Annotated in this window: 24 protein-coding genes and 2 tRNA genes; 14 read left to right on the forward strand and 12 right to left on the reverse strand. The window is 54.9% G+C overall.

All coding sequences use genetic code 11. The annotated features are described in order from the left end of the window. Positions 1-172: 172 nt before the first annotated feature. Positions 173-1,390 carry an L-lactate MFS transporter gene (locus MWH02_RS14180; protein ID WP_271460877.1) on the forward strand — a complete coding sequence of 406 codons (1,218 nt, stop codon included), beginning with the start codon at positions 173-175 and terminating at the stop codon, positions 1,388-1,390. A gap of 515 nt (positions 1,391-1,905) precedes the next feature. Here MWH02_RS14180 and MWH02_RS14185 read toward each other — a convergent pair. The 4 genes from MWH02_RS14185 to MWH02_RS14200 all read right to left on the reverse strand — a co-directional run bounded on the left by MWH02_RS14185 (position 1,906) and on the right by MWH02_RS14200 (position 4,499). Further along, positions 1,906-2,187, reverse strand: coding sequence for a putative periplasmic lipoprotein (locus tag MWH02_RS14185; RefSeq protein WP_008101319.1), 282 nt, complete (start codon positions 2,185-2,187; stop codon positions 1,906-1,908). A 253-nt stretch (positions 2,188-2,440) separates the two neighbouring features. Further along, positions 2,441-3,244, reverse strand: a complete 804-nt coding sequence (locus MWH02_RS14190) for a hypothetical protein (protein WP_110866533.1) — start codon at positions 3,242-3,244, stop codon at positions 2,441-2,443. Positions 3,245-3,253: 9 nt separating this feature from the next. Beyond that, positions 3,254-3,706, reverse strand: a complete 453-nt coding sequence (locus MWH02_RS14195; protein ID WP_101763602.1) for a universal stress protein — start codon at positions 3,704-3,706, stop codon at positions 3,254-3,256. A 7-nt stretch (positions 3,707-3,713) separates the two neighbouring features. Then, positions 3,714-4,499, reverse strand: coding sequence for an IclR family transcriptional regulator (locus MWH02_RS14200; protein WP_008101326.1), 786 nt, complete (start codon positions 4,497-4,499; stop codon positions 3,714-3,716). 150 nt (positions 4,500-4,649) lie between these two features. On the opposite strand from MWH02_RS14200, the gene MWH02_RS14205 reads away from it, so the two are divergent. The 3 genes from MWH02_RS14205 to ypdK all read left to right on the forward strand — a co-directional run bounded on the left by MWH02_RS14205 (position 4,650) and on the right by ypdK (position 7,559). Then, complete coding sequence (locus MWH02_RS14205) at positions 4,650-6,251, forward strand: MFS transporter (protein ID WP_271460878.1); 1,602 nt, start codon at positions 4,650-4,652, stop codon at positions 6,249-6,251. Positions 6,252-6,256: 5 nt separating this feature from the next. Beyond that, positions 6,257-7,285, forward strand: coding sequence for an HlyD family secretion protein (locus tag MWH02_RS14210; protein ID WP_110866531.1), 1,029 nt, complete (start codon positions 6,257-6,259; stop codon positions 7,283-7,285). A 202-nt stretch (positions 7,286-7,487) separates the two neighbouring features. Then, positions 7,488-7,559, forward strand: coding sequence for a membrane protein YpdK (ypdK, locus tag MWH02_RS14215; protein WP_099686956.1), 72 nt, complete (start codon positions 7,488-7,490; stop codon positions 7,557-7,559). 41 nt (positions 7,560-7,600) lie between these two features. Here the strand turns inward: ypdK and alaC are convergent, their stop codons facing one another. Together alaC and MWH02_RS14225 are read right to left on the reverse strand one after the other, a co-directional pair. Continuing rightward, complete coding sequence (gene alaC, locus MWH02_RS14220; protein WP_008101332.1) at positions 7,601-8,839, reverse strand: alanine transaminase; 1,239 nt, start codon at positions 8,837-8,839, stop codon at positions 7,601-7,603. A gap of 118 nt (positions 8,840-8,957) precedes the next feature. After that, complete coding sequence (locus tag MWH02_RS14225) at positions 8,958-9,482, reverse strand: GNAT family N-acetyltransferase (RefSeq protein ID WP_271460879.1); 525 nt, start codon at positions 9,480-9,482, stop codon at positions 8,958-8,960. Between the two features lie 269 nt (positions 9,483-9,751). Here MWH02_RS14225 and MWH02_RS14230 point away from each other — a divergent pair, with 269 nt between their 5' ends. Both MWH02_RS14230 and MWH02_RS14235 read left to right on the forward strand, forming a co-directional pair. Continuing rightward, a complete protein-coding gene (locus tag MWH02_RS14230; RefSeq protein ID WP_101763597.1) occupies positions 9,752-11,443 on the forward strand; it encodes a sensor histidine kinase in 1,692 nt (563 codons plus the stop codon). Beyond that, positions 11,440-12,165, forward strand: coding sequence for a LytR/AlgR family response regulator transcription factor (locus MWH02_RS14235; RefSeq protein ID WP_101763596.1), 726 nt, complete (start codon positions 11,440-11,442; stop codon positions 12,163-12,165). Before MWH02_RS14230 ends, MWH02_RS14235 begins: the two co-directional genes overlap by 4 nt. 31 nt (positions 12,166-12,196) lie before the next feature. Here MWH02_RS14235 and glk read toward each other — a convergent pair whose 3' ends face one another. Together glk and MWH02_RS14245 are read right to left on the reverse strand one after the other, a co-directional pair. Then, a complete protein-coding gene (glk, locus tag MWH02_RS14240) occupies positions 12,197-13,162 on the reverse strand; it encodes a glucokinase (protein WP_101763595.1) in 966 nt (321 codons plus the stop codon). A gap of 160 nt (positions 13,163-13,322) precedes the next feature. Next, on the reverse strand, positions 13,323-14,975 hold the full coding sequence (locus tag MWH02_RS14245) for an alpha-keto acid decarboxylase family protein (protein WP_271460880.1): 1,653 nt from the start codon (positions 14,973-14,975) through the stop codon (positions 13,323-13,325). Between the two features lie 213 nt (positions 14,976-15,188). Here MWH02_RS14245 and mgrA point away from each other — a divergent pair, with 213 nt between their 5' ends. After that, complete coding sequence (gene mgrA, locus MWH02_RS14250) at positions 15,189-16,178, forward strand: L-glyceraldehyde 3-phosphate reductase (RefSeq protein WP_101763593.1); 990 nt, start codon at positions 15,189-15,191, stop codon at positions 16,176-16,178. A gap of 159 nt (positions 16,179-16,337) precedes the next feature. Beyond that, positions 16,338-16,694 carry a DUF2502 domain-containing protein gene (locus MWH02_RS14255; RefSeq protein WP_271460881.1) on the forward strand — a complete coding sequence of 119 codons (357 nt, stop codon included), beginning with the start codon at positions 16,338-16,340 and terminating at the stop codon, positions 16,692-16,694. 45 nt (positions 16,695-16,739) lie between these two features. Here the strand turns inward: MWH02_RS14255 and MWH02_RS14260 are convergent, their stop codons facing one another. Further along, the gene (locus tag MWH02_RS14260; protein ID WP_008101352.1) at positions 16,740-17,981 is read right to left on the reverse strand and encodes an Nramp family divalent metal transporter; all 1,242 of its coding nucleotides are present in this window, start codon (positions 17,979-17,981) and stop codon (positions 16,740-16,742) included. Between the two features lie 369 nt (positions 17,982-18,350). Between MWH02_RS14260 and MWH02_RS14265 the strand changes: the two genes are divergently transcribed. The 4 genes from MWH02_RS14265 to MWH02_RS14280 all read left to right on the forward strand — a co-directional run bounded on the left by MWH02_RS14265 (position 18,351) and on the right by MWH02_RS14280 (position 23,027). After that, complete coding sequence (locus MWH02_RS14265) at positions 18,351-19,541, forward strand: NupC/NupG family nucleoside CNT transporter (RefSeq protein ID WP_101763591.1); 1,191 nt, start codon at positions 18,351-18,353, stop codon at positions 19,539-19,541. 192 nt (positions 19,542-19,733) lie between these two features. After that, a complete protein-coding gene (locus MWH02_RS14270; protein WP_271460882.1) occupies positions 19,734-20,822 on the forward strand; it encodes an LLM class flavin-dependent oxidoreductase in 1,089 nt (362 codons plus the stop codon). A 5-nt stretch (positions 20,823-20,827) separates the two neighbouring features. Continuing rightward, positions 20,828-21,418, forward strand: coding sequence for a cysteine dioxygenase family protein (locus tag MWH02_RS14275; protein WP_101763589.1), 591 nt, complete (start codon positions 20,828-20,830; stop codon positions 21,416-21,418). Further along, positions 21,411-23,027: a rhodanese homology domain-containing protein gene (locus MWH02_RS14280; protein ID WP_271460883.1), complete on the forward strand. Its 1,617-nt coding sequence runs from the start codon at positions 21,411-21,413 to the stop codon at positions 23,025-23,027. Before MWH02_RS14275 ends, MWH02_RS14280 begins: the two co-directional genes overlap by 8 nt. 125 nt (positions 23,028-23,152) lie before the next feature. Here the strand turns inward: MWH02_RS14280 and MWH02_RS14285 are convergent. Continuing rightward, positions 23,153-23,228: transfer RNA gene (locus MWH02_RS14285), tRNA-Ala, on the reverse strand. Between the two features lie 42 nt (positions 23,229-23,270). Continuing rightward, positions 23,271-23,346 (reverse strand) — tRNA-Ala (locus MWH02_RS14290). Positions 23,347-23,708: 362 nt separating this feature from the next. Between MWH02_RS14290 and MWH02_RS14295 the strand changes: the two genes are divergently transcribed. Then, positions 23,709-24,497 carry a formate/nitrite transporter family protein gene (locus MWH02_RS14295; RefSeq protein WP_101763587.1) on the forward strand — a complete coding sequence of 263 codons (789 nt, stop codon included), beginning with the start codon at positions 23,709-23,711 and terminating at the stop codon, positions 24,495-24,497. Between the two features lie 111 nt (positions 24,498-24,608). Then, complete coding sequence (locus tag MWH02_RS14300; RefSeq protein WP_101763586.1) at positions 24,609-24,962, forward strand: YfeC-like transcriptional regulator; 354 nt, start codon at positions 24,609-24,611, stop codon at positions 24,960-24,962. A 35-nt stretch (positions 24,963-24,997) separates the two neighbouring features. Here the strand turns inward: MWH02_RS14300 and gltX are convergent, their stop codons facing one another. Further along, complete coding sequence (gene gltX / locus MWH02_RS14305; RefSeq protein WP_101763585.1) at positions 24,998-26,419, reverse strand: glutamate--tRNA ligase; 1,422 nt, start codon at positions 26,417-26,419, stop codon at positions 24,998-25,000. Positions 26,420-26,602 lie beyond the last annotated feature (183 nt).

The raw sequence follows: 26,602 nt of genomic DNA on the forward strand, positions 1-26,602 counted from the left end.
TAGCAACCGCTACGGCTTAAATGACATCACTTACTGTCATCACAATGTCATTCATACCCGCTTAACTGCATTTCGTTCCACCATCCGGTTCATTCACGCCTCTGTATCCCCCGCACGCGCGAGAGCAACTTATTATCTCCACAGATTCCGCTTTCTCGAGTGAGAGATAAAAATGACAACAGCAACCCCCGCGAATGACCAACGTACCCGCATGCTCACCCTTATCGGCACTATTATCACCCAGTTCGCTTTGGGCTCGGTTTATACCTGGAGCCTGTTTAACGGCCCGCTGGCAAATAAGCTGAATGCGCCGATCAGTGAAGTGGCTTTCTCGTTCGGTTTACTCAGTCTTGGCCTGGCGATTGCGTCATCGCTTGCCGGGAAATTGCAGGAGCGCTTTGGCGTGCGCAACGTCACCATCGGTGCGGGCATGCTGATGGCGGTAGGTTTCTGGCTGACCGCGCATGCCGATAATCTGATGATGCTCTACCTCAGCGCGGGGATTCTGGTGGGATTGGCCGATGGCGCCGGTTATCTGATGACGCTCTCTAACTGCGTGAAGTGGTTCCCGGAGCGCAAAGGGCTCATTTCCGCCTGCTCGATTGGTGCGTACGGTTTGGGTAGCCTCGGCTTTAAATTCATCTGCGGCGCACTGCTGAGCGCACAAGGTCTGGAGAATACCTTCATGATCTGGGGCGTGCTGGCGATGGGCATGATCATTGTCGGCGCGTTGCTGATGCGTGACGCACCGATGCAGAAGAACAGAGGTAATACGCAGCTGGAAGCCAAAGATTACACGCTGGCGCAATCGGTGCGTTTACCGCAGTACTGGATGCTGGCGCTGATGTTCCTCACTGCCTGCATGAGCGGCCTGTACGTGATTGGCGTGGCGAAAGATATCGGTGAAGGCATGGTGCATCTGAGCGCGCAAACCGCCGCCAATGCGGTCACGGTGATTGCGATTGCCAACCTCAGCGGCCGTCTGATTCTTGGCGTGCTCTCGGATAAAATGGCGCGCATCCGCGTGATTACGCTGGCGCAAATCGTCTCGCTGGTGGGCATGAGCATTTTGCTATTCACCCATATGAGTGAATCGACCTTCTTCCTCTCCTTAGCTTGCGTGGCCTTCAGCTTCGGCGGCACCATTACCGTGTTCCCATCGCTGGTCAGCGATTTCTTTGGCCTGAACAACCTGACCAAAAACTATGGTCTGATTTACCTGGGCTTCGGTATCGGCAGCGTGCTGGGTTCGCTGGTTGCTTCCGCCTTTGGCGGCTTCACCGTCACCTTCAGCCTGATTATGACCTTGCTGGTGATTTCGCTGGTGTTGTCGCTGAGCATCCGTCTGCCAAATCGCCAAAACGTGGCAGAACCTTTACTGCATAATTAAGTTCGCTGGGATGCCGCACGAATATGCGGTATCCCATTTCTCCACAATTGATCCACAATAAAACGTTAATTGAGAACCACTATTATTAAGCCTTGCCTTTCGGAGTAATCTCGTTATTATTATCAGGCATTCAGCTTATTCCGATTGGTTTATTTTACCCCGCGACTTTTTTAGCATTTAATTGACACACTCCGTAATACATTCCGTAATAACTCTACATTTCCTGCATCTTCACTCCACTATTCCCCTGTAATCTGGCGTCATTGGAACAGAGGAGGACTCTCCATGAAGAAAGTAATTAGGCTTGCATCGGTTGTAGCCATTATGACGATGTTGAGTGGCTGTATTATCGATCATCATCGTGGAGGCGGCGGCCCAGGCTGGGGCCATCATGGTGGTGGCGGCGGCTGGCATCATGGGCACGGCGGTCATGGACACCGCAGATAGTTGGGCAAAGCACACACAGCAAATAATAAGAAAATAAAAAGGGCGGGAAATTATCCCGCCCTATTTTTTTAGCTTTTTACCGCGTAATTACATTGATACCAGGCTTTCTTAAGTCCGGGCAAATGGCTATTTTGCGACGGCAGTGATTCCACCTTATCAAATCCACGCTGGCTGCAATAATTCGCAAGGTCGATCTCCATTGCGTCTTTATTCAGCGTGTGCGGATCGTAACGATACTGCACGGTATTTGAGCTGGTATCTTCATCAACACGCTCAAATCCTCCTGGTTTGCTGACGCTACAACCCGCCAACATAAAAAGCGCCAATGCGCTAATAAGCATTTTTTTCATTAGGGTTTCCTCTTGAGCGTTGCAGTCTAAAAGGCAACGCCGCGCTTATCTATAGGAATAAAGCGCGAAATGTCCGGGATTAGTGAAGCTTTCGCCAATCAAATCGATAAAACCAAACGGTTTCACTTATCAAGGTAAGGGTGCGATTATCTGTTCAGACAAAACGAAGTCTGCACCACACCAGGTGAATTAATAATAAACATACTGATAATGACCTTCATGCCCGCGCTGAGCGGGCTTTTTTTTTTGCCTGCTAACCGGTAAGGCTGACCATCTTACGTAAAAGATTGGCCGCTTGTTTGTCAGGCAATGCGAGAATGCCGCTGTAGAGATCAATCGACATCGCGCACATTGCGCCGCGATCAACCGCGGTATCCGCTGGCATATTCAGCTGTTGCAGCCGATCGCCCCACTTGCCATACAGTTTTTCCACCACGCTTTGTAAATCGCGCTGCGCCGCAGCCTGATCCAGCGGCTGTTCATTGCCGGTACTTTGCTGCAGCAGCGTTTCGAGTGCTTGCGCATCGCGCTGATTCAGTTCCGGTGACAACACCTGTTGCAAATTGACGCCGCCATTCACCTGCGGATAGAGGAAACGGAAGCAGCGCTGCGGTTCCTGCTGCTGCAACGCCTGCATCTCCTCGACCGAGACGCGGATGTAATCAATGATCGCCGCATCGCTGGCGCGCGTCAGACGCTGATTAACCAGATCCATCAACCAGCCGCGCATATCCCCCAGCGCCTGATTGGCGGGAACACCTTCCAGCCGTTTATGCAGCAGCTCGCGATTAAGCAACTGCCACAATGCGGGTTCCTGAATTTTTAGCAGGCGATAACCGGGCGCAAGGCTGAGTTGGGTTGCGACCTCTTCCATCAGCGCCTGCCGCTCCTGACGTGGATGAAGCCAGCTGAACCACAGTAAATTCGCCAGTATTAGCGGCAAGATAAATAACAGCACGCCTTGCCACAGTCGCAGCGAGGTGGTGCGCACCAGCAGAATAATAATGATCGCCAGCAGCGCGAACGCCGCTAGCGTAATCGGAAAAAGCGAGAGCATCGAGCGGGGTTAATCCTTACGTACATCAATTAAAACGGGGCAATTGGCGCGTTCAATCACCGCAGCGCTGACCGAACCTTTCAGCAGACGATTAAACGGCGACAGATGACGGCGTCCCATGATGATCATGCTGGCATGCAAAAGTGTGGATTGCGCCACAATGGTTTCCGCCGCTTCCCCCGCCAGAATCAAACCTTTTGCCGCCACGCCCGCGCGCAAAAGCGGCGCCAGCGCATGACGCACCACCATTTCGGCGGTGTTCTGCTCATCTTTCGCCGCCACAAAATCATCCGGATCTTCACCGGCATCAATCTCTATCGGTTGATTACAGGAGGAGTAAGCGGGATCAACGCAGCATAGCACCGTGACCTGTGCCTGATGCGCCAGCGCTTGTTCAATGGTCAACGCAATCACTTTTTCCGCCACCGGAGAGTTATCGATGGCCATCAGCAAGGTTTTCATCAGTTGGTTATCCTTCCACAGCGGTCATTTTGCCAATTTCACGAATCAAGGCGTCTTTGCACTTGATGATTTGCTCACGATAATGCGCTTCCTGCTTATGAAACCGCGCGGTCGGCACCAGTAATGAGATGGAGAAGCGGCCAAACAGCGTATCAATGGCGACCGCCATGGTCGAAATGCCCTCCAGCGTCTCACCGCGATCGATCGCCAATCCGCTGGCGCGTACCTCGGCAATCAGCTCCAGCAATTGCGGCAGCGTTTTCACCGTCATCTCGGTTAACTCTTTATAGGCTTCGCCCACCATCACGCGCACGTCTTCATCGCTCTCCAGCGCCAGCAACGCGCGGCCGCCCGATGTGCTGTAAAGCGGCAAATTCAGCCCGATGCGCGGCACCACGCGCAGTTCGCGCGAGGCCACCACATAATGCACGATAGCCAGCTGCGTGCCGCTGGCCCGCGCCAGCGATACCGTTTCGTTAATCTCTGCAGAGAGTTGTTCGAGGAATGGACGCACGATTTCCACCACGTCGCTGTGCACGCTGGAGATCAGCTTGAGCAGCGCCGGACCGAGACGTAACCCGCCAGCACCGCTGCTGCGCACCAGCTGTGCGCTGTCCAGCGCACCAATAATGCGCTGCACCGTCGAGCGCGGCAGATCAACCACCTGCGCAATTTCACCCAAACTCATGCCGCCGGGATGCTCACCCAGCGCGTTCAGAATTTTTGCCGCACGCGCGATGACCTGAATGCCACCCGCTTTTTCATCCTCACGGCTTGAGGGAAGTTCAACCATGATGCGTTCCTTTTTGGCCTGCCCTACTTTAACGCGAATGATCGCACTTTTACACCCTGTATCACATTGCAATACAGCATATCGATATGTAAGATGCCACCTGTATCACATCGCAATACACTGCATCAACATCATAACGAGAAGCCTGCTATGAACGCCCAGCCCATTGCGGCTCCGGCCCCCCATCCGTTTACTCTGCGCCTGGCGCTGGGATTGGTTGGCGTGCTGATTGCCGCGCTCACATCGGGATTAAACGATCGCGTCACCGATATCGCGTTAGCCGATATCCGCGCTGCCATCGGCATCAGTTTCGATCAAGGCAGCTGGATCATCTCCGCGTATCAGGCCGCTGAAGTGGCGGCAATGATGATTGCGCCCTGGTTCGCCGTCACCTTTTCGCTGCGCCGCTTTGCGCTCACCGTCTCCGCTGGTTTTATGCTGAGCGGTCTGCTGCTGCCGCTGATGCCTAACGCCACGCTGTTTATCGCCTTGCGCGTGGTGCAGGGGTTATTTGGCGGCGCGCTGCCGCCAATGCTGATGACCGTTGCGCTGCGCTTTCTGCCGCCGCCGATCAAATTATACGGTTTAGCCGGATATGCGCTGACCGCCACTTTCGGTCCGAATATGGCCGCTTCGCTGGCGGCGTTCTGGACCGATGACGTCAGCTGGCTGTTTGTCTTCTGGCAAGTGGTGCCCGCCATGCTGATTGCCATGCTGCTGATTAGCTGGGGTTTGCCGCAGGATCCGCTGCGCCTTGAGCGTTTTAAACAGATCGACCTGTTCGGCATGCTGACCGGCTGCTCCGGTATGGCGCTGTTGATTCTGGCGCTGACGCAGGGCGAACGACTCGACTGGCTCGAATCGCCGTTATTCTGCGGCCTATTATTCAGCGCGCTGGCGTTGCTGACTGTGTTCTTTATTAATGAATGGTTTCACCCGCTGCCGCTGTTCAAATTGCAGATGCTGGGGCGGCGCAATCTCGCACACGGCTTGCTGGTGCTGGCGGGCGTGCTGATTCTGTCGCTGTCAGGTTCGGCGCTGCCGTCGGCCTATCTGGCGCAGGTGCAAGGCTTCCGCACGCTGCAGTTCGCCCCGCTGGCGTTGACCATCGGATTGCCGCAGTTGCTGATCGCGCCTTTTGTTGCCGCGCTGCTGAATATTCGCTGGGTGGATTGCCGCTGGATGTTGACGGCGGGCGTAGCGCTGTTGGTGACGTCCTGCCTGATGGGCATGCACATCACCACCGATTGGGCGCGGCAGAATTTCTGGCTGATTCAGATTTTGCAGGCGTTCGGCCAGCCCATGGTGATTTTGCCGGTGCTGATGAGTGCCACCAGCGTGGTTGCACCACCAGAAGGCCCCTTTGCCTCGGCGATGTTCAACACGGTGCGCGGTTTCTCCAGCATCGCCGCCAGCACGCTGGTGGAATGGTTTATCAGCCACCGTGAAAAATTCCACTCCAACGTGCTGGTCGATAGCGCCGCCAGCCGTTCATGGCTGATGACGGCGCCGAACAGCGCACAATCCAGCAGCAGCGCGCCGTTGCTGCCGGACGGCAGCGCCAGCAGCGCGGAAAACCTCAGCGGCTTCGCCACCTTGCTGAAACAGCAGGCGATGGTGCTGAGCCTGAGTGATTGCTACCAGATGCTGATTGCCTTCGCCGCCCTGCTTTTACTGTTAACCGCCTGGTTGCCAAAACGCGTGTGGCCACCACAAACACTGATTCAACCTGTTACGACGACGTCGAGATAATTGATATGCAAGCTTTTGCTTTGAAGAGAACGGTGCTGTTGAGCGCCTTATTACTGGTGTTATTAGCGATGGCCTTTTTTGTCTGGTCATCAATGACCGGCAACGATCACCGCACCACCGATGCCTACGTGAATGCCGATTACACGCTGGTTGCACCGAAAGTTTCCGGCTACATCGCCAGCGTCAACGTGCAAGACAACCAGCGCGTAAAGGCCGGCGAACTGCTGGCGACACTCGACGATCGCGATTACCGCGTGGCGTTAGAGACCGCGCAGGCCAATTTGCAGGTCAGCGAGGCGAAGCGTTTGAGTAGCCAGGCGCAGCTGGAACAGCAGCAATCCACTATCGACCAGGCGAAGGCCACGTTAGCGGCGAGCCAGGCTTCCGCGCAGTACGCCGGACAAAGCGCCGCGCGTTACAACCAGCTGTATAAAAGTGGCACCATCGCCGCAGACGATCAGCAAAAAGCCAACTCAACGCAGCGCTCCGCCTCGGCTACCGTCCGCCAGAGCGAAGCGGCGCTGGCTTCCGCCGTCAAGCAGGTTGGCGTGCTACAAGCTGCGGTGCGTCAGGCCGCTGCCGATGTCGCTGCCGCGCAGGCCAGCGTCGATCAGGCGCAGCTCAATCTTTCCTACACGCGGATTGTGGCACCGGTGGATGGCATGGTCGGTCAACGTTCGGTGCGCCTCGGCGCCTACGTTAGCGCAGGCACGCGTTTGCTGGCGGTGGTGCCGCTGCAGCAAACCTATATCACCGCTAATTATCTGGAAACGCAGCTGGCGGATGTGCAGCAAGGGCAGAAAGTGAGCGTGAAGGTGGATGCCTTGCCGGGCAAGGTATTTAGCGGTCACGTCGACAGCATTGCTCCAGCTACGGGCGCGACCTTTTCCGCCATTTCGCCGGACAACGCCACCGGCAATTACACCAAAGTGGTACAGCGTTTACCGGTGAAAATTGTGCTCGATGAAAACCAGCCGGATCTGGCCAAACTGCGCGTGGGAATGTCGGCGATACCGGAGATTGAGACCCGCTGAAAATGTGAGCAATATCTCAGAAGCGGCCTATTTATTTTTGGGACAAATCCGCGTAAATTAGCCCTCGATCCTGTTTCGGGCTTGCCTGGAGCGACCTGAGAAGAAAGCGTGTAGCGATGATGAACTCCACCTTTCTCTTATTCTGTTCGGGTTACGCGGGTTTGGGATCGCCCGCCGGGTAGCCGCTCAGAGGAGTTGTTTTGTGAGATACGCTTTGATGGGAATTTCTTTCTTCCTGTTGCTTTGGGTCGGTACTTTTGTACTGATGCTGTAGAGCCGCCAGGCGGGGCGACGCTGAGTCGCCCCACTTAATGGTTATTCCTCTTCTTCTTCCAGCGCTTTCACCGTTCCCGGCAAAATGCCATCGGCACGGAACATCGATTTAATCCCCCGCACCGCCTGACGAATACGATCGCTGTTTTCAATCAGCGCGAAACGCACGTGGGTATCACCGTAATCACCGAAACCGATGCCCGGCGAGACGCACACTTTGGCTTCCTGCATCAGTAATTTGGCGAACTCCAGTGAGCCAAGATGCGCGTAGTGATCGGGAATTTTCGCCCAGACGTACATCGACGCCTTCGGCAGATCGACCATCCAGCCCGCTTCGTGCAGGCCTTTCACCAGCACATCGCGGCGGCGTTTGTATTGTTCAGCGATATCGCGCACGCACTGTTGATCGCCTTCCAGCGCCGCAATCGCCGCGACCTGCAGTGGCGTGAAGGTGCCGTAATCGTGATAACTTTTGATGCGTGCCAGCGCGGAGACCAGCTCTTTGTTACCGACCATAAAGCCGATGCGCCAGCCCGCCATGTTGTAGCTTTTCGACAGGGTAAAGAATTCTACCGCCACATCACGCGCGCCTGGCACCTGCATAATCGACGGCGCTTTCCAGCCATCGTAGGTGATATCAGCGTAGGCGAGATCGTGGATGACCAGCACGTTGTACTGCTTCGCCAGCGCGATGACGCGCTCAAAGAAGTCGAGCTCAACGCATTGCGCTGTAGGGTTCGACGGGAAGCCGAGAATCATCATTTTCGGTTTGGGGTAGCTTTCGCGAATCGCCCGCTCCAGCTCGTTGAAGAAATCAACGCCCGCTACCAAAGGAACAGAACGCACCTGCGCGCCGGCAATGACCGCGCCGTAAATGTGAATCGGATAGCTGGGGTTCGGCACCAGCACGGTGTCGCCGTGATCGAGCGTGGCCAGCATCAAGTGCGCCAAACCCTCTTTGGAGCCGATGGTGACTATTGCTTCCGATTCTGGATCGATCTCTACCTGATAACGGTCTGCGTACCAGCGCGAAATCGCGCGACGCAAACGGGGAATACCTTTCGAGGTTGAGTAACCGTGCGTGTCTTCGCGCTGCGCCACCTGGCAGAGTTTTTCGACGATGTGCGGCGGCGTGGGGCCATCCGGATTGCCCATCGAAAAATCGATGATGTCTTCGCCGCGCCGACGCGCAGCCATCTTCAATTCAGCGGTAATGTTAAAAACATACGGGGGAAGGCGTTCAATACGCGAGAAACGACGGGGTGTGCTGTTATCAGCCATGATGTCCTCTGGTTTACGTAAGCGCCCGGACCGTCCGAGCGACGTGGGTCACTGTGGTGACCGCACCAAGAACATAACGCGCTGATAACAAGATTGTCGAGAGCAGACGGAAATTTTTTTAATGTTGCGGATTCAGGCGGCCAAACACCCAATCGCTTACCCATTGGCCGTTTAGCAGATAATTATCCCGCAGCGTACCCTCAAGGACGAAACCATTCTTCTCAAGAATGCGGCGCGACGGCCAATTCCCCTCAATCACCATCGCTTTCAGCTTATGAAATTCTGCCTGTAGCAAAAACTGGCACAGCGCGTTGAGCGCTTCACTGCCATAACCCATTCCGGTAAACGCCGCACGCAGCATGTAACCCACTTCGGCCTGACGATAAGGATGCCACTCGGCGCTGCAGCCAAACAGGCCAATCGGCTCGCCGGTTTCCCGGATGCGCGCCACCAGACACAGCATATGAAAACTGCTCGCCTGCCACGGCGCCAGACGCTCAGTAAAGCGTTGACGAATATCGTTTTCATCCGGGATTTCACTGACCCACGTCATGGTCGCGCGGTCCTGATGTACCGCTTTGAAAATCCGCCAGTCTTCAGGTTGAAGTCGACTGAGGGACAAACGTGGCGTGAGTAATTGCATGGCTAAGCTCCCCTTTTTATCCGGCAACATAGCAAACCGGCGTATTGACAACCAGCGATCGGCGCACGCTTTCGCTAATCCTCTTTTTGTTACTCAAGTTTTCCTCTTTTGGCGGATGTCGCTATTTATGGCGATCAGGCATGCTCAAAATTGATCCCGGCTACGAGAAAGGTCTGCAGATTGCCGTGGCGCTGGCGGATCGTGACCACATTTTTTATCATAGCCTCCCGTTTCTTGCCTGAGAGATGCCCTTGCCTTCCCACTTCGACATGCTGCTGGCGGTTTTTGACCGCGCGGCGCTGATGCTGATCTGTCTGTTCTTCCTCACGCGCACGCGGGTGTTTCGTCAGCTGTTGCAAAAAGATGAGCATTCGGTGCGAGAAAAACTGGTGGTGACGGCAATATTCTCGCTGTTTGCGCTGTTCAGCACCTGGTCAGGCATTAACGTCGACGGATCTCTGCTCAATGTGCGCGTGATTGCGGTGATGTCCGGCGGCATTCTGTTTGGTCCGTGGGTAGGCATCGCCACCGGCGTGATTGCCGGTTTGCATCGCTATCTAATTGATATGGATGGCGTCACGGCGGTGCCTTGCCTGCTCACCAGCATCATTGCCGGTATCGCTTCGGGCGTGATCAACCGCCGGGTGAATAAAGAGCAGCGCTGGCGCGCCGGTATTCTTGGCGGCATGTTGTGCGAAAGCCTGACCATGCTGCTGATTGTGCTGTGGGCCAAGCCGATGACGCTGGGACTGGCGATTGTGTCCGAAATTGCGCTACCGATGATTCTGGGCGCCTCAAGCATCGGTTTAATCGTGCTGCTGGTGCAGAGCGTCGAAGGTGAAAAAGAGGCGATTGCGGCGCGTCAGGCCAAGCTTGCGCTGGAGATCGCCAACAAAACATTGCCGCTGTTTCGCCAGGTTGATAGCCAGTCGCTGCATAAAGTGTGCGATATCATCCGCACCGACATTCACGCCGATGCGGTCGCCATCACCAATAACAAACAGATTCTCGCCTATGTCGGCTACGGCGAGCAGAACTATCATAACGGCGATGATGCCATCAGCCCGACCACCGCGCAGGCGATCGCCAGCGGTAAAATTATTATTAAAAACAACGACGAGGCACATCGCACCAAAGATATTCACTCGATGCTGGTTATTCCCCTTTGGGAAAAAGGGGAAGTGACAGGCACGCTAAAAATCTATTATCGCCGTGCGCATCGCATCACCGGGTCGCTGAAAGAGATGGCGATTGGGCTGTCGCAAATCATCTCCACCCAGCTGGAAGTCTCGCGGGCTGAACAGCTGCGTGAGATGGCGAACAAGGCAGAATTGCGCGCACTGCAGAGCAAAATTAACCCGCATTTCCTGTTTAACGCCCTGAATGCTATTTCCTCTTCGATTCGCCTTAATCCGGACACCGCGCGCCAGTTGGTGATCAATTTGTCACGTTATCTGCGTTACAACCTCGAACTCAACGATGACGAGCTTATCGATATCAAGAAAGAGTTGTGGCAGGTGAAGGATTACATCGCGATTGAGCAGGCGCGTTTCGGCGATAAGCTGTCGATGATTTATGACGTGGATGAAGATCTGCACTTCACGCTGCCCAGCCTGCTGATTCAGCCGCTGGTAGAGAACGCGATTGTGCACGGCATTCAGCCTTGCCGCGGCAAAGGCGTAGTGACGCTGAGCGTGAAGGATTTAGGCGATCGGGTGCGCGTTGCGGTGCGCGATACCGGTGATGGCATCAGCGATGATGTGATGAGCCGCGTGGCGCGAAACGAGATGCCCGGCAACAAAATTGGTCTGCTGAATGTGCATCATCGCGTTAAGCTGCTCTCCGGCCAGGGTTTGGTCATCACCCGCCATCATCCCGGCACGGAAATCGCCTTTACGCTTAGCAAGAATGGCCAGCGGCTGCCTGCCCCGCTGCGCCCCACCACGGAAACCGCCACGTGAAAGCCATCATCGTTGAAGACGAATTTCTCGCCCAGCAAGAGTTAAGCTGGATGATTCAGCAACATAGCCAAATCAGCGTTGAGGCCTGCTTTGATGATGGGCTGGAAGTGCTGAAATATCTGCAGAACCATCGTGTGGATGTGATTTTCCTCGATATCAACATTCCTTCGCTTGATGGCATGCTGCTGGCGCAAAACATCAATCAGTTTGCTCATAAGCCATTGATTGTGTTTATCACCGCGTGGAAAGAGCATGCGGTTGAAGCGTTTGAGCTGGACGCGTTTGACTACATTCTCAAGCCGTATCATGAGTCGCGCATCATGACCATGCTGCAGAAACTGGAAGCCAGCGCGCAACAGCAGTTGCAACCACAAAACGCAGCCACCAGCTCGCCACAAACCGTCAATCTGGTGAAAGATGAACGCATTATCGTCACCGATATCAACGAGATTTATTACGTTGAGGCGCACGAGAAGTTGACGTTTGTGTATACGCGGCGCGAAGCCTATGTGATGTCGATGGTGATCAGTGAGTTTTGCAGCCGTTTACCGGAACAGCAGTTCTTCCGCTGCCATCGCTCTTACTGCGTCAACCTGAGCAAGATTCGTGAAATCGAGCCGTGGTTTAACAATACCTATTTGGTGAAGTTGCGTGATTTGGATGCGCAGGTGCCGGTGAGTCGCAGCAAGGTGAAAGCCTTTCGGCAGTTGATGAGATTATAAGGCGAACGGCGGATGCCGCTCGCCTGCGTGTTTACAGCTCGCGGCCCAACACCTGACGCAGGTGCGCACCGGCGCCGAGTAAGCCCGGCTGATCGTGAGTGATCATATATACCGGAATATCGACCAGATAATCGCGGAAGCGACCTTTATCTTCAAATGCCGCGCGGAAACCGGAAGCTTTAAAGAAATCGAGGAAGCGCGGCACAATACCGCCCGCGATATAAACGCCGCCGAAGGTGCCCAGATTCAGCGCCAGGTTGCCGCCAAAACGGCCCATGATCACGCAGAACAGCGACAGCGCGCGACGGCAATCAATGCAGGTATCTTTTAATGCGCGTTCGGTGACATCTTTAGGCTTGAGGTTTTCTGGCTCACGCTCATCTGACTTCACAATGGCGCGATACAGATTGACCAAACCGGCACCGGACAGCACGCGTTCCGCCGAAACGTGGCCAATCTCCGCGCGCAGCACTTCGAGAATTTCACCCTCTTCTTCGCTATTTGGCGCGAAGTCAACGTGACCGCCCTCGCCCGGCAAGCTGATCCAGCGCTTATCCACGTGCACTAAATGGCTGACGCCGAGGCCGGTACCCGCACCATAAATCGCGATAGGCTTGCCTTCAACCGGCGCTCTACCGCCAAACTGAATCACTTCCTGTTCGCTCAGCATCGGAATCGCCATAGAAACGGCGGTGAAATCATTAATGATTTCCAGGCTTTCCAGCGCCAGATGCTCTTTCATCACTTTGGTCGAGAACGCCCAATCGTGGTTGGTCATCTCCACCCAATCGCCGGTAATCGGACAGGCAATAGCGATACAGGCGTGCTTAATGTCCTGTTTTTGCTCGTCCAGATAGTGGCGAATCACCGCTTCGAGATTGTCGTAGTCTGATGTTGAGAAAGTTTGGGCTTGCGAGATAGCGCCGTTTTCTACCTCACACAATGCGAGACGGGCATTGGTACCGCCCACATCGCCGACCAGGGCGTATGTTGTCATTCTTCTGCTGCTCCGCTTGGGTCATAAACAATTGCAGGACACTATAAAAGCCTGCCAATAAAACAACAACGCCCACCTGCACGATGGGCGTAATCCATTCAAAGATGCTGCACAGCCTACCGATCACCTGCCCGACTTCCCAGCGGCAACTTTCCGAAATTTAGCCACTATTACGCTGATGCAGTGCGGCGGTGACTTTACGTAGCAGCGGCGGCAAGTCCTGTTTGTCCATCACCACTTCCACCAGCGACAGACGTCGATTCTGCATTAATTGTTCCATCACCGCGTCGAGTTGCACCGTTTCGCTGACGCGCCAGCTCTGCGCCGCACACTGCTGGCTCAGCGCCTGCGGCAACGCGGTCCAATTCCACTGCGCGATATCGTTGTAACGTTGCTCAGCACCGTGAATCGCGCGCTCAACGGTATAACCATCGTTATTAATCAAGAAGATAATCGGCTGCTGGCCGTCGCGTAGCATCGAACCTAACTCCTGAATCGTCAGCTGCGCAGAGCCATCGCCAATGATCAGGATGACCCGCCGATCTGGCTGCGCGGTTTGCGCACCAAAAGTGGCGGGTAAAGTATAGCCAATCGATCCCCACAGCGGTTGCACCAACAGTTGTGCATCCTGCGGTAAACGCAGCGCCGCCGCGCCAAAGGCCGCAGTGCCTTGATCGGCAAGGATAATATCACCGGGTTGCAGGAAGCGCTGCATGGCCTGCCAGAATGCCTGCTGACTGATTACCGCCGCAGCAATTTGCTCACTTTCCTCGCACTCAGGCGCATCTGCCAGCCGCCAGTGCGCGCAGTGACGCTGATAAATCGGCTTCAGCGCCGCCAGCGCCTGCTGCATGCTCAACGGCGCAAACACCTCGCCAGCGACCGTGGCCTGAAACGGCTGCAGATCGATCACGCGCTCGGCGGGCAGATTTTGTGTGAAGCCGGCGGTTAAGGTGTCGGTAAACCGCACGCCGACGCACAGCGTAACGTCAGTATCTTCGATGGCCTGACGCACCGCATCGCTGCTGCCTTGCGCGGCGTACGTACCGACGAAGCCCGGCTGCTGCTCGTTCAGCACGCCCTTGCCCATCAACAAGGTGGTGGCAGGAATCGCACGCAGCTGGCGCAACACCTCAAGCTGTGGCTGCAACTGCCAGCGTGAGGCCAGGAAATCAGCCAACAGCGCCACGCGCTGTGCTGGTGCCAGCAAGCGTTCTGCCGCATCGGCAAAGGCCACGGCAACCTGCTGATGGTTATCTGCGGCTGTGGCTTTTTCCTCTGGTAGCGAAATCTCAGCCGCCGCCACATCCACCGCCAGCAATAAATAGCCGGGGCGATGTTGCGTTAGCGCCTCGCTGATAACGCGATCAATCTCAGTCACTGCGTTTTCCGCCGTCAGCACCGCCGATGCCACACTTACTTCCTGCGCCATACGCAGGAAGTGACCAAAATCGCCGTCGCCCAGCGAATGGTGTACACAATCGCCCTGCTGTTGCGCCTGACTGGCGGGCGCGCCAACGATATGAATCACCGGCACATATTCGGCATAGCTGCCGGCGATGCCGTTGATAGCGCTGAGCTCGCCGACGCCAAAGGTGGTCAGCAGTGCCGCCGCACCGTTGCAGCGCCCGTAACCATCCGCCGCATACGCCGCATTCAGTTCATTGGCACAGCCAACCCAGGCAATGTCGGGATGCGCAATCACGCTGTCGAGAAATTGCAGGTTGTAATCGCCGGGCACGCCGAACAGATGACGGATGCCAGCTTGCTGTAATCGGTGCAGTAAATAATCGCCAACATTCGGTTTTTTCATCGACAGCTCCTTGTTAAGGGGATAATCACGAGTATTAGCGATGTGGCTGAATTGGCGAGATATTCATCATCGTGGCGTGGTGATTTGTGGCAAGCATTCGTTACGACGACAGATAATTCTGTAAGTTGCGATCTTCGGCGCGTTTCGCCTTAGTGTAAACGCATACACTGATATGCTGATGTCACTTTCTCCCCTATGAGACAGGAACGCTGCATGAGTGCTTTTCCCCATCCCGAACGTTATCAACAGATGCAATACCGCCGCAGTGGCCGTAGCGGCCTGAAGTTACCGGCGATTTCACTGGGTTTGTGGCATAACTTTGGCGACAGTACGCGCGTCGATAACAGCCGTGAACTGCTGCGCCATGCCTTTGATCGCGGCATTACCCATTTCGATCTCGCCAATAATTACGGCCCGCCGCCGGGATCGGCGGAATCCAACTTTGGTCGCATTCTGCGCGAGGATTTTCAGGGACTGCGTGACGAGCTGGTGATTTCAACTAAAGCCGGTTACACCATGTGGGACGGCCCATACGGCGATTGGGGTTCGCGCAAGTATCTGATTTCCAGTCTCGATCAAAGCCTGAAGCGCATGGGATTGGAGTATGTTGATATCTTCTATCATCACCGCCCCGATCCCGAAACGCCGCTGGAAGAGACCATGCGTGCGCTGGATCAGGTGGTGCGTCAGGGCAAAGCGCTGTATGCCGCCATCTCCAACTATCCGGCAGACAAAGCTGCCGAAGCGATTGCGATTCTGCGCGACCTCGGCACGCCTTGCCTGATCCACCAGCCGCGTTATTCGATGTTTGAACGTACGCCTGAGCAGGGTTTACTGGATGTGCTGGGCGACAACGGCGTTGGTTGCATCGCCTTCTCGCCGCTGGCGGGTGGCGTGTTAACCGACCGCTATTTGCAGGGTATTCCACAAGACTCGCGCATCGCCAGCGGCAGTAAGTTCCTGAATGAAAACCAGCTGACGCAAGAGAAGATGGAAAAAGTGCGTCAGCTGCAGGCGATTGCCCAACAGCGCGGCCAGAAGCTGGCGCAGATGGCGCTGAGCTGGGTGCTGCGCGATGCGCGTGTTACCTCGGTGCTGATTGGCGCCAGTAAAACCGCGCAAATTGATGATGCGGTTGAGATGTTGAGCCAGCCGGAACTAAGCCAGGATGAGATCGACGCTATCCACAATATCTTAGTGTAAACGTTTACCTGCCCGGCATTTGTCGGGCGTTTTCCGCAGCAGAAAATTCTCATTTCAGATTTCCCTCAGCGTTTTCAGACTGATTCTCAAGGCTTACCTGGTCCGATGTGGCAAACTAGCGCAACGGTGGCAGTTATAAGCTACTGAAAAGGAGAAGTTATGAAACGTGCCATTTTGTTTGCCGCCTTGCTGGCAACCTTATCCCCGTTGGCTATCAGCACAGCACAAGCCGACAGCGCCACCATCAATTTGGGTCCGGGCGTTACGCTTCATCTCGGCGATCGCGATCGTCACGGTAATTACTGGGACGGCGGTCGCTGGCGCGAGCCGCGCTGGTGGAACGATCGTTATCAGTACAACGATCATCGCTGGTGGCGTCACGAAGAGTGGAAACGTCATCGCGCCTATGAACGTGAGCGCGAACGCCGCTGGCATGAGCGTGAACGTCGTGAACATCACCGCCACGATCATCGCCATGATGAGCGTCGAGGTCACCACGATCACCATCATCACTAAACAAAAAATCCCGCACAATGGCGGGATTTTTCTTTTCTCTGGCAGTTACCAACCGAGCGCTTCGCCGACCAGCAAATAGAGATTGAGGGCGATCACCAGCACCACAATCAGCCGCCCGGCATTTTGCATCAGACGCGAGTTCACCATCTCATCGCCCATCAATTCGCGGTTGCCGGTAAAGGAGAGCAGCGGAATCAGCGCCAGCGCGATACCGAAACTCAACAGCACCTGACTCATTACCAGAATGCGCGTGGGATCCCAGCCCGCCCAAATTACTATAAAAGAGGGCAACATGGTGATAGTGCGGCGGAACCACAGCGGAATGTGGAAACGGATAAAGCCCTGCATCACCACTTGTCCCGCCAGCGTGCCAACCACGGTTGAGGAGAGACCGGCAGCCACCAGACTCAAACCAAACACAATTGCTGCCGCTTCACCCAACAGCGGTTGCAGCGTTAGGTATGCCTGATCGAGATCGACGATGCTGGAGTGGCCGCTAAAGTGAAACGCCGCGGCGGCGGTGGCCATCATCGCCAGATTCACAAAGCCAGCGATGGTCATGGCGATAGCCACATCCAGCTTGGTTGAACTGTAACGTTGCGCCTTGCTGCCTTTATTGCCGTGCTGCGTCAGCGCCGAGTGCAGATAAATCACGTGCGGCATAATGGTGGCGCCTAACACACCAGCAGCGAGGAATACCGCATCCGATGTTGGCAGCGATGGCAGCGCCATGCCAACCACCAGCTCACTCACTTTAGGCTGGGAGAAAAACAGCTCCACAATATAAGCCGCCGCTACAAACAGCAGCAGACCGCCAATCACCAGTTCCAGCGGCTTCTGCCCGCGACTTTGCAGCATCAGAATCAGGTAGGTCGCGATACCGGTTAACACCGCACCCTGCAGCAGGGAAATGCCAAGTAATAGCTTGAAGCCGAGCGCCGCGCCGATAAATTCAGCGAGATCGGTGGCCATGGCGATGATTTCCGCCTGCACCCAATAGAACCACACCGCCGGGCGCGGGAAGCGATCGCGGATGTGTTCTGCAAGATTTTTGCCGGTAGCAATGCCCAGCTTGGCGGACATCAGCTGGATCAGCATCGCCATGACGTTGGCCCACACCACCACCCATAACAGCTTGTAGCCATAGGCGGCGCCGGCCTGAATGTTGGTCGCGAAGTTGCCGGGATCGATGTAGCCAATCGCCGCAATAAAGGCGGGGCCCAGCAGCGCGAGTTTGATCTTTCTGGCTCCGCGAGCGGCGCGCTCGGCGGTGCGGCTTTCTAGCATAGTTTTACCCTGTCCTAATGCTTGTTGACCTGTCCAGATTAAGGGTCATTCAAGGCAGATGAAATTTGGTTATAGTTATTGTAGTAATAGATGGTGCTATAAAGTATAGCCATTGCTATACATTGCGGTAAAGTCAGTTCTTGCTAAAAACAAATGCAACGCAAAAGACTCTACTCTTGGGTTATTTTATAGACAATGTTTTTGTGGATATTTCTTGTGATGAATTTGTAATAGGGTTGTGAGCGGTCAGACTTATCTGAGAAAAAACGCGATAGCGAATACTTATAATGTGGTTTTGATCTCGTTTTTAAGTAACGCGTTACATAGAATACGCAACAAAATACAACCCTCCTCAAATTTGGAGCCGACATGTCCCATGTTTTGCATTTTCTTTTAGCACTAGTGGTGGTAGCGGTGCTGGCCTTGCTGGTCAGCCACGATCGTAAAAGCATCCGTCTTCGTTATATCGTTCAACTTCTGGTAATCGAAATTCTGCTGGCCTGGTTCTTCCTGAACTCCTCCATCGGTCTCGGCTTTGTGCAGGGCTTCGCAGGTTTCTTCGATCATCTGCTCAAATATGCCGCCGAAGGCACCAACTTCGTGTTTGGTAATATGAGCGAAAAAGGTCTCGCTTTCTTCTTCCTCAACGTGCTTTGCCCCATCATTTTCATCTCTGCGTTAATCGGTATTTTGCAGCATTTCCGCATTTTGCCGTGGGTGATTCGCGGCATTGGTACCGTGCTGTCCAAAGTAAACGGTATGGGCAAACTGGAATCCTTTAACGCCGTGAGCTCTCTGATTTTGGGACAGTCAGAAAACTTCATCGCCTATAAAGATATCCTTGGCAAAATGTCACAGCGCCGTATGTACACCATGGCAGCGACTGCCATGTCGACCGTTTCGATGTCAATTGTCGGCGCCTACATGACCATGCTGCAGCCAAAATATGTGGTGGCCGCGCTGGTATTGAACATGTTCAGCACCTTTATTGTGCTGTCGCTGATTAACCCGTACCGCGTGGACAGCGAAGAAGATCTGCAACTGCAGGACCTGCATAAAGGCCAGAGCTTCTTCGAAATGCTGGGCGAATACATCCTCGCCGGTTTTAAAGTTGCGATGATTGTTGCCGCAATGCTGATTGGTTTTATCGCCTTGATCACCGGTCTGAACGCGCTGTTCGACCTGATTTTCGGCATCAGCTTCCAGGGCGTGCTGGGCTATGTGTTCTATCCATTTGCGTGGGTGATGGGTGTTCCTTCACACGAAGCGCTGCAAGTAGGCAGCATCATGGCAACCAAACTGGTTTCCAACGAATTCGTGGCAATGATGGATCTGCAGAAAATCGCCGGTCAGCTGTCGCCACACTCGGAAGGTATTCTTTCTGTGTTCCTGGTCTCCTTTGCTAACTTCTCCTCAATCGGGATTGTGGCAGGCGCGATTAAAGGTCTGCACGAAGAGCAAGGTAACGTGGTTTCACGCTTCGGCCTGAAACTGCTGTACGGTTCAACGCTGGTGAGCGTGCTGTCAGCCGCTATCGCTGGTCTGGTGTTGGCCTTCTGATATACGGGGCGAGCTGCGGCTCGCCCTTCTGTTCTTAATTATTTCCATCAGTTCTAATCCGCGTCGCTTCCGCTTTTCCCCCGCTATCACCCGCTTCACTGTTAAACGCAAAACCTTTGCACAATATTGAATTTCCGTTCACACCGCCTGCGCCCGTAGTTTTTCTCCATGACGTCACTTCAGGAGAACCGCATGAGCATTCAATTCCTAGGCATGATAGGCCACCGCCTCGCTTCCGAAATTATTCCGGCTAGCGGCCCGCTGTTCGATAAAGAGTACATTGCGCGTTTTGCGCGGGCGCACGAAGACGCCGGTTTTGATCGCATTCTGGTGGGCTATTGGTCGGATCAGCCGGATGGTTTTCTGGTCACCGCGCACTCGGCGGCGCACACCTCGACGCTGAAATTTTTGCTTGCGCATCGTCCCGGCTTTGTCTCGCCGACGTTAGCGGCGCGCAAGCTGGCTTCGCTTGATCACCTCACCGACGGTCGCTTAGCGGTGCACATCATCAGCGGCGGCAGCGATGCCGAGCAGCGCCGCGACGGTGACTTCCTCAATAAAGCCGAGCGCTATGCGCGTAGCGATGAGTTCCTCACCGTATTGAAGCAGAGTCTCGAATCCGCGCAGCCGTACGATCATCAAGGCCAGTTTTATCAGGCCGAGCAGGCGTTCTCAGCCATCAAACCGCTGCAGAATAAACTGCCCATCTATTTTGGCGGATCGTCGCAGGAGGCGATTGATGTTGCAGCACGCCATGCCGATGTGTTTGCGCTGTGGGGCGAGCCGCTGAAAGGCGCGGAAGAGACGGTACGCAACGTGCGTGCCGCTGCCGCCAGACAGGGCCGCGAAATTAACTTCAACATCTCGTTCCGGCCGATTCTTGGCACAACTGAAAAAGAAGCCTGGGAACGTGCGGAGCACATCCGCGCCACGGCTGAAAAACAGCTTAACGAAAGTGGCTTTGCCTTTGGTAAGGCGAAGCCGCAGAGCGTTGGCGCGCAGCGTTTACTCGCTGCCGCCAATGAAGGCGATCGTCTGGATAAAGTGCTGTGGACCGGCGTCGCAAAACTGGTCCAGGGCGGCTACAACTCCACTGCGCTGGTGGGAACGCCGGAGCAAGTTTCCGATGCACTGCTGGAATATTATCGCCTTGGCATTCATAGCGTGCTGATTCGCGGCTTCGATCCGCTTAACGATGCGGTGGAATATGGTCGCGAGCTGATTCCGCTGACGCGCGAGAAAGTCGATGCGCTCTCAGCCGCCGAGAAAAGGAGCGCCTGAAGCTTATGAGCCAGTATCAGCACCAGCGCCTGCGAGATTTTGTCGCCAATCTTGCCAACTTGCTGGATGCGCAGCCGGAAGAGGCCACGGTGTTACAACGTGGCAGCGCGTGGCTTGGCGAGTTGATTCGCCACGACGACTGGCTGGACGACGCCTTTACCCAACCTCATCCCGAACACTATCAACAATATTTGTTGTATGCCGATGCGCAGCAACGCTTTTCGGTGGTGAGTTTCGTCTGGGGGCCAGGCCAGCAAACGCCGATTCACGACCATCGCGTATGGGGACTGATTGGCATGCTGCGCGGCGCAGAGATTTCACAATCCTGGCAGCCGGGGCCAAACGGATTGCAGCCGGAAGGCGCGCCAGTCCGACTCGATCCCGGCCGCGTTGAAGCGGTGTCGCCGACGGTAGGCGATATTCATCGCGTCAGCAACGCCTATGACGACCGCGTCTCCATCAGCATTCACGTTTATGGCGCCAACATTGGCGCGGTCAAACGCGCGGTCTACCGCGAAGACGGCAGTGAAAAAACGTTTATCTCCGGTTACAGCAACCGTTACTTACCGAACATTTGGGACCTTTCACATGACTAAACCGGTTTTCCCTTTACGCCAGGCGGCGGAAATTATTGAGGCCCTGCGTCAGCAGCAGGAAGTGGCGATTGTCGATGTGCGCGATGAAGCGCTGTTTGCCACCGCGCATCCGTTGTTTGCGGTGAATATTCCACTGTCAAAACTGGAGCTTGAGCTGCTGGACCGCATTCCGCAGCGCACCACCGCGATCACGCTGTATGACGGTAACGAAGGCCTGGCGCAAACCGCTGCCGAACGGATTGCCGCGCTGGGTTACAGCAATGTCGCGCTGCTGGCAGATGATTTGGCCGGCTGGCAAGCGGCGGGCGGCGAACTGTTTATCGACGTGAATTCACCCAGCAAAGCGTTTGGCGAACTGGTTGAGCATCACAATCACACACCTTCTTTATCTGCGGACGAGGTGCATCAGCTGATTAACAGCGATGCTAACGTGGTAGTGCTCGATGCGCGTCGTTTCGATGAATATCAAACCATGAGTATTCCAGGCGCCACCAGCGTGCCGGGCGGTGAACTGGTGCTGCGCGTGCGTGACATCGCGCCATCGCCGGAGACCACGGTGATAGTGAACTGCGCCGGCCGCACGCGCAGTATCATTGGTACGCAATCGCTGGTGAACGCCGGGATTCGCAATCCGGTGTTCGCACTGCGTAATGGTACCATCGGCTGGACGCTGGCCGGGCATGCGCTGGATAAAGGCCAGTCGCGCCGCTACGGTGAGGCCAGCGAAACCGCACAGCGTCAGGCGGCGAACAATGCGCGCATCATCGCCGATCGCGCCGGTGTGGAACGTATCCCACTCGCCACGCTGAAACGCTGGCAGCAGGAGACGCGTACCACTTATCTGTTTGATGTGCGTGATGCCGACGAATACGCCGCCGGGCATCTGCCTGGCAGCCGCCATGTGCCGGGAGGTCAACTGGTGCAGGAGACCGATCATTACGCCAGCGTGCGCGGTGCGCGCATTGTGCTAATTGATGATGACGGCGTGCGCGCCAATATGACCGCATCCTGGCTGGCGCAGCTTGGCTGGCAGGTTTCGGTGCTGGAGGAGCTGCAGGCCAGTGATTTCAGTGAACGCGGTAACTGGAAAGCGCAGGTGCCGCCCGTCGCTCAACCCGAATTCATCTCACCGCAGCAGTTAGCGGAATGGTTGCAGGAAGGGCAAACGCAGGTACTGGATTTCACCACGCGCGCGAACCATCTCCACAACCATATTCCGGGCGCGGCCTGGTTGCTGCGCTCTACCCTGCAGCAGCAAGGCAAAGCATTGTTGCCGGAGGCACGTCGCTATGTTCTGACCTGCGGCAGCAGCCTGCTAGCGGGTTATGCGGTGCAACAAGTGGCTGAGCTGACCGGCAAGCCGGTGTTTGTGCTGGAGGGCGGTAACGCTGCCTGGCGCGAAGCGGGTTTGCCAACGGAGCAAGGAGAGCAGCAACTGTTGTCCCCGGCCATTGATCGCTATCGCCGTCCATATGAAGGCACCGATATTGAAGCGGGCGTGATGCAGGCGTATCTGGACTGGGAATACGGTTTAGTGGCGCAGCTGGATCGCGATGGCACGCACGGTTTCCGGGTGCTGCAATTGCAGCCGCAGGCTGTTACGGCCTGATGATAATTTGCGTGGTGAGTGATGAGGTCGCCAAAATGGCGGCCCTTCAAACGACAAAAATCGCAATTTACTGCGTTGCGTTTAAGAAGGTATTTTTTTGAATGTGTTCAGAATGAACAGAGATTTGGTGGAGATAAGCGGGATCGAACCGCTGACCTCTTGCATGCCATGCAAGCGCTCTCCCAGCTGAGCTATACCCCCACATCTGGAAATCATTTTTCGGTCAAACCGTTGGGAGCGGTTTGGTGGAGATAAGCGGGATCGAACCGCTGACCTCTTGCATGCCATGCAAGCGCTCTCCCAGCTGAGCTATACCCCCGAACCGAAAAACTGCCGAGTAAACTCGACGGACGGGATAATATGAAACCGCCCCTTGAGTGTCAACGTCAAATTTTCGTTCTGTGTTTGATCGCTGAAAAAGGCGTCAACCCCGCGTCAGCATGGTTTTTTTTTCAACACGCCATCCCGCTGCGCGACTATTTATATGCACCATCCGGCAATGCTTCCCCACTCCAACCTCAACCCTGCGTTAACTTTAGGTTAAAGATGTTAGAAGCAGTCTTGTTTTCGTTAAAAGTGCGTGTAAAACTTAGCGCGCTAATTAACCGGTCATCCTACCAGGGTGTTCTCTCAATGACCGGCCAGCAACGTCCCCATTAATCCATAAAAGAAAAGTGAACTATGTCGCTGCATACACCTAAAGAGATCGCCCAACTGGCGATTCAAGCTGGCGTGGCTAAAAGCCGCCTGCCTATCTCCACCTTGTTGATTCTTGGCTTTATGGCCGGTGCGTTTATCGCCACTGGCTTCCTGCTCGATCTGCATGTCATTAACCAACTGCCTGCTGAATGGGGTTCGTTCGGCGTGCTGCTCGGCGCCGCGGTGTTCCCGGTCGGGTTGATCATGACGGTACTGGCGGGTGGCGAGCTGCTGACCGGCAATATGATGACGATGCCCATCGCCTGGTTCGCTCGTCGCATCAGTGGCTTCAGCGTTCTGCGTAACTGGTTTTGGGTTACCCTCGCCAATTTCATTGGCAGCGTTGCGGTTGCATGGTTCTTTGGTCACATGCTGGGCATGACCGAAGGCGATTACCTGAAAAAAACCGTGGCGATTGCGCACGCAAAAGTGAATGCCGATTTCCTGCATGCCTTTATTTCCGGCGTGGGCTGCAACTGGCTGGTGTGTCTGGCGGTGTGGCTCGCCTTCGCCAGTAAAGATGTGGTAGGTAAAATTTTCGGTATGTGGTTCCCGGTGATGGCGTTCGTGGCGATTGGCTTCCAGCACGTCGTCGCAAACATGTTTATTGTTCCGGCAGCAATTTTTGCCGGGCAGATGAGCTGGGCGGAATTTGCGCCAAACGTGATCGCGGTGTTCCTCGGTAACGGCGTGGGCGGTGCAATTTTTGTTGGCCTCACCTATTTCATCGCTTTCCGTCCGGAACAACCCGCAGTGAGCCAGGCGCAATAACCTAATTTTGCCTTTTGTTGGAGAGCAGAAGGCATTTTCTGTTCAGGTTACTTTTCCCCGTTACGTTTTGTTGTAATATGTAGAACTAATGTATTTAACAGGGACAGCATCGTGAAAAAGGAATGGCTTACCCCCGAGGAGCTCGCGCAGGAAACGGGCTACAGTCGGCAAACGGTGAATAAATGGATCAAGCGTGAAAACTGGACAACCACGCCAAAGCCCGGTGTTCAGGGCGGTAAAGCGCGATTGATCCATATAGATGAGCGCGTAAAGAGCTTTGTTCAATCCACCCGCCACGCGAACGAACCGGCGGCTAATTACGGTGCACAACAAAATACGTTACCTGCGTTATTAATAAATTCTGTCCAGCAAATGACGGCAGCGGAGCAAGATCAATTTGCGGCGTTGTTGTTGCGGGAGGGAATTCGAGGCGTACTGGAACGTCTGGGGATTCAGGAAGAATAAATAAGCCGGAAGCAGATGCTTCCGGCTTTTTCATATTATGCGTTTGCCTCGCGCTCCGCGATGAATGCCAGCGCTTTTTCGATTCGCGCAACGCTGCGGCTGCGACCAATTGCTTCCACCGTCACATCCAGCGCCGGTGACTGACCAGAACCGGTCACCGCTACACGCAGTGGCATACCGACTTTGCCCATTCCCAGCTCCAGCTCATCTGCCGCAGACTGAATTGCATGATGCACATTCTCAGCGTTCCAGTTGCTGTCGCTGATTGCAGCCAGTTTGTCGCGCACCACTTCCAGCGGCTGACGCGCGACCGGACGCAGATGCTTCTTCGCCGCGTCAGCATCAAAGGCTTCAAACTCTTCATAGAAGTAACGGCAAGATGCCGCGATCTCTACCAGGGTTTTGCAACGCTCGCCCAGTAAGGTAACCAGCTTTGCCAACTCCGGACCGGTGCGGGTATCAATCTTCTGCTGCTCAATATGCCATTGCAGCTGCGTAGCAACGTACTCCGGCGGCAGCGTATTAATGTAGTGATGATTTAGCCACTGCAGTTTTTCAGTATTGAAAGCACTGGCCGACTTACTCACGGCATCCAGAGTGAACAGCTCTGCCATTTCCGGCACGCTGAAAATCTCCTGATCGCCATGTGACCAGCCAAGACGTACCAGATAGTTGAGCAGCGCTTCCGGCAAATAACCGTCATCACGATACTGCATCACGCCAACAGCGCCATGACGTTTGGACAACTTCTTACTGTCATCGCCGAGGATCATTGATACGTGCGCGTAAGTTGGCACTTCTGCACCGATCGCTTTCAGGATATTGATCTGGCGTGGCGTGTTGTTGATATGGTCTTCACCACGAATCACGTGAGTGATGCCCATATCCCAGTCATCCACCACCACACAGAAGTTATAGGTGGGTGAACCGTCGGTACGACGAATGATCAGGTCATCCAGTTCCTGATTACTGAATTCAATCGGACCACGAATCTGATCGTCAAAGATGACAGAACCGTCCTGCGGGTTGCGGAAGCGCACCACGCACGGCTCATCAGCGGCGTGATGTTCATGGCTGTCGCGGCAGCGGCCGTCATAACGCGGCTTTTCGCCTTTTTCCATCTGCTCTTCACGCAGCGCATCGAGACGTTCTTTACTGCAGTAGCATTTATAGGCCGTGCCCGCTTCCAGCATGTCGTCGATCACCGCGTTGTAGCGATCAAAACGCTTGGTCTGATAATACGGACCTTCATCCCAGTTAAGGCTCAGCCAGTTCATACCATCCATGATGGCTTCAATGGCTTCCGGTGTGGAACGCTCCAGATCGGTATCTTCGATACGCAGAACGAATTCGCCTTTGTTATGGCGAGCATAAAGCCAGGAGTAAAGAGCAGTACGAGCACCGCCTACGTGCAGATAGCCCGTTGGGCTGGGTGCGAAGCGAGTTTTGATTTTCATTCAGCATTGCCTTAAATGCGCAGGTTTCATTGTCTGGATGACAAAAAAACGGGTTAACGCGAAAAAACAGTGCGCACATTCTAGCAGGTGAGGCTGATTCCTCAATGATTGTCGCGGTGGCATCCCGGTTTGCTGTGCGCTTTTCTGCTAATAAAACCAGCACATTGGCGAAAAGCACCCCAC

This window comes from Pantoea leporis (assembly GCF_028048155.1).
Lineage (GTDB): Bacteria > Pseudomonadota > Gammaproteobacteria > Enterobacterales > Enterobacteriaceae > Pantoea > Pantoea leporis.

Excerpts from the sequence above, each read along its gene's own strand:
- MWH02_RS14180 (WP_271460877.1), top strand. The coding sequence starts at position 173 with ATGACAACAGCAACCCCCGCGAATGACCAACGTACCCGCATGCTCACC.
- MWH02_RS14185 (WP_008101319.1), bottom strand. The coding sequence starts at position 2,187 with ATGAAAAAAATGCTTATTAGCGCATTGGCGCTTTTTATGTTGGCGGGT.
- MWH02_RS14190 (WP_110866533.1), bottom strand. The coding sequence starts at position 3,244 with ATGCTCTCGCTTTTTCCGATTACGCTAGCGGCGTTCGCGCTGCTGGCG.
- MWH02_RS14195 (WP_101763602.1), bottom strand. The coding sequence starts at position 3,706 with ATGAAAACCTTGCTGATGGCCATCGATAACTCTCCGGTGGCGGAAAAA.
- MWH02_RS14200 (WP_008101326.1), bottom strand. The coding sequence starts at position 4,499 with ATGGTTGAACTTCCCTCAAGCCGTGAGGATGAAAAAGCGGGTGGCATT.
- MWH02_RS14205 (WP_271460878.1), top strand. The coding sequence starts at position 4,650 with ATGAACGCCCAGCCCATTGCGGCTCCGGCCCCCCATCCGTTTACTCTG.
- MWH02_RS14210 (WP_110866531.1), top strand. The coding sequence starts at position 6,257 with ATGCAAGCTTTTGCTTTGAAGAGAACGGTGCTGTTGAGCGCCTTATTA.
- alaC (WP_008101332.1), bottom strand. The coding sequence starts at position 8,839 with ATGGCTGATAACAGCACACCCCGTCGTTTCTCGCGTATTGAACGCCTT.
- MWH02_RS14225 (WP_271460879.1), bottom strand. The coding sequence starts at position 9,482 with ATGCAATTACTCACGCCACGTTTGTCCCTCAGTCGACTTCAACCTGAA.
- MWH02_RS14230 (WP_101763597.1), top strand. The coding sequence starts at position 9,752 with ATGCTGCTGGCGGTTTTTGACCGCGCGGCGCTGATGCTGATCTGTCTG.
- glk (WP_101763595.1), bottom strand. The coding sequence starts at position 13,162 with ATGACAACATACGCCCTGGTCGGCGATGTGGGCGGTACCAATGCCCGT.
- MWH02_RS14245 (WP_271460880.1), bottom strand. The coding sequence starts at position 14,975 with ATGAAAAAACCGAATGTTGGCGATTATTTACTGCACCGATTACAGCAA.
- mgrA (WP_101763593.1), top strand. The coding sequence starts at position 15,189 with ATGAGTGCTTTTCCCCATCCCGAACGTTATCAACAGATGCAATACCGC.
- MWH02_RS14255 (WP_271460881.1), top strand. The coding sequence starts at position 16,338 with ATGAAACGTGCCATTTTGTTTGCCGCCTTGCTGGCAACCTTATCCCCG.
- MWH02_RS14260 (WP_008101352.1), bottom strand. The coding sequence starts at position 17,981 with ATGCTAGAAAGCCGCACCGCCGAGCGCGCCGCTCGCGGAGCCAGAAAG.
- MWH02_RS14265 (WP_101763591.1), top strand. The coding sequence starts at position 18,351 with ATGTCCCATGTTTTGCATTTTCTTTTAGCACTAGTGGTGGTAGCGGTG.
- MWH02_RS14270 (WP_271460882.1), top strand. The coding sequence starts at position 19,734 with ATGAGCATTCAATTCCTAGGCATGATAGGCCACCGCCTCGCTTCCGAA.
- MWH02_RS14275 (WP_101763589.1), top strand. The coding sequence starts at position 20,828 with ATGAGCCAGTATCAGCACCAGCGCCTGCGAGATTTTGTCGCCAATCTT.
- MWH02_RS14280 (WP_271460883.1), top strand. The coding sequence starts at position 21,411 with ATGACTAAACCGGTTTTCCCTTTACGCCAGGCGGCGGAAATTATTGAG.
- MWH02_RS14295 (WP_101763587.1), top strand. The coding sequence starts at position 23,709 with ATGTCGCTGCATACACCTAAAGAGATCGCCCAACTGGCGATTCAAGCT.
- gltX (WP_101763585.1), bottom strand. The coding sequence starts at position 26,419 with ATGAAAATCAAAACTCGCTTCGCACCCAGCCCAACGGGCTATCTGCAC.